Source organism: Anditalea andensis (assembly GCF_000714815.1).
GTDB classification, from domain to species: Bacteria; Bacteroidota; Bacteroidia; order Cytophagales; family Cyclobacteriaceae; genus Anditalea; species Anditalea andensis.
Window position 1 is genome coordinate 19,290 of sequence record NZ_JMIH01000052.1, and the last position, 8,726, is coordinate 28,015.

6 protein-coding genes are annotated in these 8,726 nt (G+C 43.9%); 4 read left to right on the forward strand and 2 right to left on the reverse strand.

Annotated elements, in window-relative coordinates; genetic code table 11:
- Positions 1-10: 10 nt before the first annotated feature.
- The 4 genes from EL17_RS22285 (at position 11) to EL17_RS23745 (ending at position 7,830) form a co-directional block, all read left to right on the forward strand.
- Complete coding sequence (locus EL17_RS22285) at positions 11-451, forward strand: hypothetical protein (RefSeq protein WP_035079985.1); 441 nt, start codon at positions 11-13, stop codon at positions 449-451.
- Complete coding sequence (locus EL17_RS22290) at positions 448-5,133, forward strand: DUF6443 domain-containing protein (RefSeq protein WP_035079988.1); 4,686 nt, start codon at positions 448-450, stop codon at positions 5,131-5,133. Before EL17_RS22285 ends, EL17_RS22290 begins: the two co-directional genes overlap by 4 nt.
- Before the next feature lie 3 nt (positions 5,134-5,136).
- Positions 5,137-5,724, forward strand: coding sequence for an SMI1/KNR4 family protein (locus EL17_RS22295; protein WP_035079990.1), 588 nt, complete (start codon positions 5,137-5,139; stop codon positions 5,722-5,724).
- Positions 5,725-6,255: 531 nt separating this feature from the next.
- The gene (locus EL17_RS23745; protein WP_164675231.1) at positions 6,256-7,830 is read left to right on the forward strand and encodes an RHS repeat-associated core domain-containing protein; all 1,575 of its coding nucleotides are present in this window, start codon (positions 6,256-6,258) and stop codon (positions 7,828-7,830) included.
- A gap of 34 nt (positions 7,831-7,864) precedes the next feature.
- Here EL17_RS23745 and EL17_RS23750 read toward each other — a convergent pair whose 3' ends face one another.
- Positions 7,865-8,041: a hypothetical protein gene (locus EL17_RS23750; protein WP_164675232.1), complete on the reverse strand. Its 177-nt coding sequence runs from the start codon at positions 8,039-8,041 to the stop codon at positions 7,865-7,867.
- Between the two features lie 16 nt (positions 8,042-8,057).
- Positions 8,058-8,393 (reverse strand): helix-turn-helix domain-containing protein, encoded by a 336-nt coding sequence (locus tag EL17_RS22310; RefSeq protein WP_035080001.1) that lies wholly within the window; start codon positions 8,391-8,393, stop codon positions 8,058-8,060.
- Positions 8,394-8,726: the final 333 nt, after the last annotated feature.

The window sequence follows — 8,726 nt, forward strand, 5'->3', positions numbered from 1 at the left end:
TAAGACATATATGAAGAGCATAACTATAAAATTTATTTTAACGGCAATTATAATTGCCATTTTTTCAAATGTTTCGAACGGACAGGATATAAACCCTGGTAAATGGGAGTTAAATGCAGAAGCATTACAGGAAGAGATTGGGGCGGTGGATATGAAGAGATTAGCATACCTTCCGGAAGCTAAAAAACTGGAAATGATGAAAGAGCTAAGTTCACGCACCTTTACTTTTTTTAAGGACGGGAAATTTCTTGCAGAATGGATATTTGCGGGACAAAACAGGCAAATGAGAGGGAAATGGAGAGAGGCTGATGGGAGGTTGTACATTGAAAATGAAACGGATACAACTACCTATTTGATAGAAGTATCTAAAGAAATGAACCTGGTCCTTGTCCCGGATAATTCTACCGGATTATTGCAAAAATTATTTTTCATCAAATCTAATCAGCCATGAGAGGTTTAAGATTTGCCTTTTTTATTTTTCTTTATGTTCTGTCACAGAATGTAATGGGCCAAAATATTTCCAATATTAACATATCAGGTCCTACTTCCGTTACGTTCGGTTCCAATGCAACTTATAACATTGTCTTTTGGAGTAATTACCAGCAGGTTGAACCTCCTTATGGTGATTACCAATGGACTTATTCAGGTGGAAATGTTATGTTAAATACGATGTCCCAACTTCAATTAAACTTCAATACCTCCGGAAACATTTTTATAACATATCAATTTGCCACTTTTGACAATTATTTCTTTGACCAATTAATGGTCCAGGTCACAGGAAATACATGTAATGGTGTGAATGCCTCCGCACAGGACGTATCAAGGATCGGTTCGGGACCAGTTACGCTTGTGGCAAATCCTGCCCCTGCCGGATTTACCTATCAATGGTATGCTGCTAACGGAACCACTCTTTTATCCAGCAGTCAAAACTATACGACACCTACGATTTCAACGACTACCACTTATCAGTTAGCTTATCGACATTCAGCATCCGGATGTATTACGGGTAAAATTCCGGTTAGGGCTGTTGTTTCCGGCCACAATGTAATCAAAAAATATACTGCTCAGATTCCCATAACAAATGAATCTGCCCTGAAGACGAGTAATAATATTGCGTCACAGAAAAGCTTCACATATTATGACGGATTGGGCAGACCCATACAGGAAGTACAATTACAATCTTCTCCATTGGGTAGGGATGTGATCCTTCCTATCATTTATGATATGTATGGACGCCAGCCAAAAAATTATCTGCCATATTCCAGAAACATAGATGCCCTTTCAGGTGATTACCGACCGCAGGCAGTGTCTGAACAAAAAGCTTTTTATGATGCCCATGTAGGAGTTAATGCCGGGAATTTTGCTTTCAGGGAAAATATTTATGACAATTCTCCTTTGAACAGGGTAGTCAAATCCCACGCCCCCGGACAGCCCTGGGCCAAATCAGCCATAGGGGGCGGCAACAAATCTGTAAATGTGGATTACCTTCCCAATGTATCCGCAGATAAGGTAATGCTTTGGGAGATAATTGACAATAGGCCGGTAGCTTACCGCTATTATAATCCGGGCACGCTGTACAAAACCGCCACTACAGATGAGGATGGCAATATTTTGATCGAGTTTAAGGATTTGCAGGAAAGAGTGGTACTTAAAAAGGTGCAGGCACCGGCCAATACATGGGCAAACACTTATTATGTCTATGACGATTTTGGCAACCTAAGCTATGTGCTCCCCCCCGAAGCTGTCAAGAGCTATGACAATACCAACCTCGTTTTGCCAACTGGATATCACCTGGTGACAGAAAATGTGAATTACGCTTCCATTGCCGGGGTATCCGGCGGAAAGGTGGCCTATATCCCTTCCGCTACGGTCACGGTAAGTCCGGGAACTACCCTTTCTCCCGGAGTGGAAATAAAACTTCATGGCATTATGCCCACACAGGACCACCTGGACAACTGGGCCTTCCAGTATAAATATGACGGCAGGAACCGGTTGGTTCAAAAACAGGTCCCCGGTTCCCGGGAAGTATATATGGTATATGACAAGCTCGATAGACTTGTGTTGAGCCAGGACGGGAACCAGCGTTCAGGAACCAAATGGACCTTCATCAAATACGATGCCTTTGGCAGAGCGGTCATTACGGGGGAAAAAGTAATTCCAGGTACATTGGCGACCATCAGAAGCAATGTCCATAACCACAATGTCCTATTCGAGGCCTATACCGGTATAGGGGTAACCAAATATGCCAACAATGCTTACCCGGCTTCGGTGACTGATCCTGAAATCCATAGTGTTACCTATTATGATGATTACAGGTTTACCACCAAGACCTTCAGCCTCCCTTCCGGCCAATTCAATACCACAGATGGTAAAATCCTCCCTGCCGTCTTCACTTCTGTTAAGGGGCAGGTCACCGGTTCCAAAGTAAAGGTTTTGGGCACGGCCAGCAAATATGTGGAGACCGTCAACTTCTACGATGACCGGTACCGTCTGGTCCAATCCAATATGCTGAACCACAAAAACGGGAACGATGTGTTCACCACCCAGTATGATTTTGCCGGAAGGGTAAGGAAAACCTATCTGCAACAGCACAATCCCGCTGCGGATATCAAAACGGTAAATATCGCCCAAGACTACAGCTATGACCATGCAGGAAGACTTAAAACTGTAAGCCATAGTATCAACGGGGCAACAGCAGTTACCCTATTACACAATACCTACAACGAACTGGGTGAATTGGTAAGAAAGGTGTTAGCCAACGGATATGAGGATATCGGATATGCCTATAACATGAGGGGCTGGCTGACCAAAATAAACAACCTTTCGGATGGCACTCCGAAGTTGTTTGAGATGGACCTCAAATACAATGATGCGCCTACCCCTAGGTTTAATGGCAACATAGGCCAGACCGCATGGAAAACCCCCCATGAGTCTATGACTAACCGTTATGATTTTAAATATGACCAAATGAACAGGTTGACGGAGGCCATCTACAGTAATGGAGGTGCCAGTCCGATGAACTTCAATGTCCCTAACATAAGCTATGACCTGAACGGTAATATCAAAACCCTGCAGCGCAGGGGCAACCATAACGACACGCCAAACCAGCTGATAGACAACCTGACCTATACCTACGCCAAAGGGAACCAGCTCAGCAAAGTGACCGATGTCTCGGGAATGGATTCGGGTTTCAAGGACGGGGTAAATCTGGAAGAAGAATATGTATATGATGCCAACGGCAATATGGTATTGGACAGGAACAAAGGCATCACCTCTATTACCTATAATCACCTGAACCTGCCGGCCAAGGTAACATTTACAGCATCAAAATTCATAGAATATACATACGATGCCAGTGGAAGCAAGCTGTCACAGAAAACAGTGGATGGGGGTACCACCAAAATTACGGACTATGTGGGGGGCTTTGTATATGAAGACAACAGACTGCAGTTCCTTCAACATGAAGAAGGGCGGGTCGTAGCCAGCAGAAATGATGCTGGTGCATTCCAGCACTTCGAATACCAGTATTATCTGAAAGACCATTTGGGCAATGTTAGGGCCACCTTTAAAACAGAAGCAAATGTGGACCGCTATATGGCCAATTTTGAATCCGCCTCAGGCGCATATGAAAACAACTATTTCAGCAGGTATGGTGAGGTGACCAGGATCAATGCGGATATATTCAACAAGACCGCTGGGACATCCAACTCCTATTCCATCAGGCTGACGGGTGCAGCGAACCAGAAATACGGGCTGGCCAAATCACTTGCCGTCAAGCCGGGGGACAAGGTAGAGGCTGAGGTTTATGTGAAGTACCTGGATCCGTCTACCAAAGGGTCGCCGGGAACCGCCTTCGCGCAGCTGGTCAGCAACCTGGCCCACAATGCCTCTACGGTGGTAGTGGATGGCGCGGTGGCCTCAGCGAGCAACCCTATGCCTTTTGGGGGACTGATGGGCTATGGCGGGGACATTTCCACAGGACCAAAAGCTTACCTGAACATCCTGGTCTTTGATCAGAACTACCAATTATTAAGCTCTTCATACATTCCGGTGACATCAGCGGCCAGGGAGACGGGCACAAATGCACCGCATCAACAGCTAAAAACCACCCCGATCACGATAGAAAAACCCGGATATGTGTATATTTATACCTCCAACGAGAACCCGACTCCCGTGGAAGTGTTCTTTGATGATTTCAAGGTAACCCATACCAATAGTATTATAGTCCAGAAGGATGACTACTATCCGTTTGGGATGACGTTCAATTCCTATTCGGCACCGAGCGGGGTGGGGCAGAAGTACCTCTTTAACGGGAAAGAGCTCATTGAGGACAACGGTCTTCAGTATTATGACTTCGGCGCGAGGATGTATGATCCGGTTATTGGGAGATGGGGAGTTGTGGATCCCATGGCGGAAAAGATGAGAAGGCATTCGCCTTACAATTACGCCTTTAATAATCCGATAAGGTTTATTGATCCTGATGGGATGGCACCTAGCGATATTGTCTTGAGAGGTGCTAATAATTCAAGTGTAACAGTTAAAACCGACTTAGTTGATATAACATTAAATGCTAGTGGTTTAGGTGTTGATTTTGGAGGTAATTATACCCTATCAGGAAATAATGTCCTTCAAGCTGCTGTTGATATTGGAGGTGTTTTTGACCCAACGCCAACCTTAGATATCATTGGCGGTGGGATGTCCTTGAGAAGTGGTGACTATTGGGGGGCGGTACAGAGTGGATTCGGGGCTGCACTTCCTTTCGCAGGTGATTTAGCGAAAGCACCTAAAATTGCAAAAGGATTGGGAGTAATTTCTGATGCAATTCAGGAAAGTAAAAACCTCAATTCATTAAGAAGGAGTGGAGTTAGGAAAGCTTGGAATCAAGAAAAGGCACTGGTTGAAAGTGGTGCAGAAGGTACAAGGAATTGGACTAAAGCAGAATTATTTGAATTAAAAGAAACGGGAAAAGTCAAAGGCTATGAAGGCCACCACATCAACAGTGTTAAAAGTAATCCAGAAATGGCAGGTAATCCAGACAACGTAGAATTTGTTAAAAAGGGGAAAGAGCATCTTGATAAACACGACGGTAATTATAGAAATCCTTCAAGTGGAGAGGTAATTAAAAGAAATTAAAAAATGATGCAGAATTATTCAGAGATTCATAATTTAGTTTTCAAGTTTGAAAATTTGGGTACTCATGTGGCGGAAAATGGAGCTATTCTTATCGGAAAAGCCCCATTTTTAGGTAGAGAAGCATGGCTCAATAAAATATATCCTTCACTGACTCATGAAGAGATTTTAGAATTGGAGACAAGTTTGAATCAACGCTTACCCGTTGAGCTTAAAAGTTTACTAAATGAGTTTAGCAACGGTCTCAACATATTATCTTCAACGCTTTCGATTTATGGTTTAAGAAAACAATTAGGAAGAAGCATTGAAGCAAGCCGCCAGCCATTTTCAATCTTGACCCCAAATAAATTAGAAAGACCATCTGATTCCAAAGATAGTTTTCTTTTCATTGGAGGATACAATTGGGATGGGTCACTCCTATATATTGATATTGAAACTAGTAAGATACACTGTTGTACTTCAGAAAGTGCTAATTCGAAATTTTGTTGGAAAACGCTAGATGAAATGTTGATATCTGAAATAAAACGGCTTTACACTTTATTTGATGAAAACGGAAAAGAATTAAAAGAAGGAACAAAGACAATTCCATATTAGAGTTTAATATATTAAATCTAAGTAAAACGGAGTCGGATGGAGGCAACCATTTGACACCATCCGCTTAAAACGAGTGCTACAGTCTACTTCTATGATGTAAACGGCAACCTATCTGGAAACCCGGACAAACAAATCAGCACCATTAGCTACAACCACCTCAACCTGCCCCGTGAGGTAATGTTCATGACCGGCGCAAAGCTGGCTTGCTCTTATGACGCTGAGGAGGACGGAGCGTTAAAGATTAGTCCCTTTGGACTAATCTAGCGACGGGCCGGGCTGTAGCGCTGGATTGAGGCAAAAAGTGTACAACACTTCAGGCACCTTGACCAAAACTCAAGACTATGTCGGGGAAGCGGTTTTTGCTGATGGTTCGCTTGACTATTTAATGCAGGACAAACCGTAAAGAAACAGTCCTGTGGACTGTTTCTTTACGGTTTGGGCCGGGCTGCGGGCTGTGGAAGGGTGGCCTACGAGGGAACAGCTTACCAATACGAGTACAACGTAAAAGACCATCTGGGAAATATCCGGCAAGTGCTCCGCAATCCGACCATGCAGGGTTTTATAGCAACCATGGAAACCGAAAATGCCATGGAGGAGGAAGCGACCTTCAGCCAGCTTTCCGAATCACGGCAACTCGGTCCGGAACATAACGTAACGGAAGGCGGTAACCAGGTGGCTTGGCTAAATGCCGACCGTGGCCGCATCGCCGGACCTGGAAGAACCCAACCCATATATGCGGGAGACAGCGTCACGCTCCGGGTACACGGGAAGTACGCCGATGACAACATAACAAAGATTAACGCCGGCAGCTACCTCACCGAATCCGCAAAAGACCGGATGGTGGATGGACTAAGCGAACTGGCGGGAAGCCTGCAACGCTCCGGAACAGGAAATCCGATAGCTATCTTAAATCTGGCCAATATTATAGCTGGGGACCTTCAAAATAAAGAAGCTCCTGAAGCGTATCTGATTTACGCATTATACGATCAGGACAGTAATAGGTATGAGGTAGGCAAACAAGTCCTGACGAAAAACGCAGCAAACCAACACGAGGTTTTGGAAGAAAACCTGTATATTTCGGAAGACGGATACTTGGAAACGTTCGTCGTCAACGAAACCCCGGAGGACGTATGGTTCGATGACTTTATGGTCATGAGCACCACCTCCCCAATTATGCAGGAGACTCATTATGATCCATGGGGATTGGTGTTAGAGGGGATTGGGTTTCAGTATGGTGGGATAAAGGCGAATAAGTATCTATACAACGGCAAGGAACTGCTTGACCACCTGAACCTTGGTCTATACGACTATGGGGCACGTTTTTACGATCCGGCCATAGGACGCTGGAGCATCCCGGACCCGATGTCCCATCTCAGGGAATGGGTTTCTCCGTACAACTTCGTGCAGAACAACCCGCTGAACAGGATAGATCCTGATGGTAGGTTTGACTGGGTTATCAATAAGGATAACGAGGTTTATTGGGATGAAAATGCTACTTCTCAGGCAACAACGAAGACAGGTGAAACATATCTGGGTAAATCCGGGACGGGAGTTGATGAAGGGACAGGGAATACATTGATTTATAATTCGGACGGGACAGTAAGCCAGGGGGTGAAAACGCTGGGTGAAGTTACAGTAACGGCCTCACAGTCTAGGCATGAAAGGACAATGAGTAATCCTGTTGTACAGAACATGAGGGCAAACAGTGAGAGGATAAAAAGTGAGGCAATACCCTTTGCCCGACATATGACAAGAAGCACGATTGATGCGGCAGGCTATACAGGAGCAGGAATTACAGCATTAGGTGGGGTTGTTACCCCTTTTGTACCTCCGGTTGGAGCAGGATTAATTGGTGTTGGAGGAGCTGTTTCTACCGTAGCTGGTGGGGCAAGTACTTTGATGTATGCGGCAGAAGGAGATTATAGAAGTGCCGCTATTGAAGGTTCATTGATGGTTACAGGTGCAGCCAGTGGCAGGTATCTTAAAAACATGGCATCTCCAGCAAGAGGGTTAATCAATTCAACAACCGACCTTCCAATTTTACAAGGCCTGAAAAATACCTCTTTGGACATTGTGAATTTAATAATTGTTCCTAAAGTAAAATAAGAAATGGTTTTTGTTATTGGTTTGCTTTTGCTTATTACTGGCATTCTTCTTCTATTGAGGAATCAAAGAAATAATCAACAAAAAGAGGATGTTTTATTGATAGATTTCCAGTATAGGATAATGATATATCTGCTGATTGGGGCAGGGATTGTTCTTCTGATACGGGAGTTGATGCTGTTGTTTTTTTAAAAAAGTATATCAAAAGCCCCATAACTGGGGCTTTTATTTTATAGTGCTGCGATACTTTTGAGTTTGGCCGCTTTGATGAAAGCATCGATAGTGGCAAAAACGTGAGACTTGTTTTCCGGATCCAGGTTCTGGATCTCCTTCAGTTTTTTGAGTGTTTCGTTGTCAATGCGCTCATACTCCCCGTCCTTTACCAGATAATCCAGAGTTACCCCCAGTGCATCGGCGATCTTGGCGGCTACGTCAATGGAGGGGATGTTTTCGCCCCGTTCATACTTACCGATGATATCCCCGGAAGTCCCGACGAGCTTCCCCAGGTCTGCCTGCCTGATTTTTTTCTGCTTGCGGGCGAACGCCAATCTGTCTGAAAAAGCCATAAATACCTCGTTTTTGAGAGTTATATGATAGTGATTTACAAAAATACATCACTTATAGGTCAAATACAATTAACATAGCTCTTGCATGTAAAAGTTAAATGGGTTAGTTTTGTGAGGTATTTATCAGATGGAAATTTTTAAAGAAAGTTTTATGGCAGAGGAAAAAGTGGAATTGCTACAATTAATTAAACAAATAATTTAACCCTATTGATTTATATATATTTCCGCCTGCCGCGGGGGCCTCTCAAATTATCAGTGCGATTTGAAAAAAATCACCCTAATAATTTCGAGGTCAGTATTTTGAATTGTCACGCTATCTTTTTTTGATTGTTT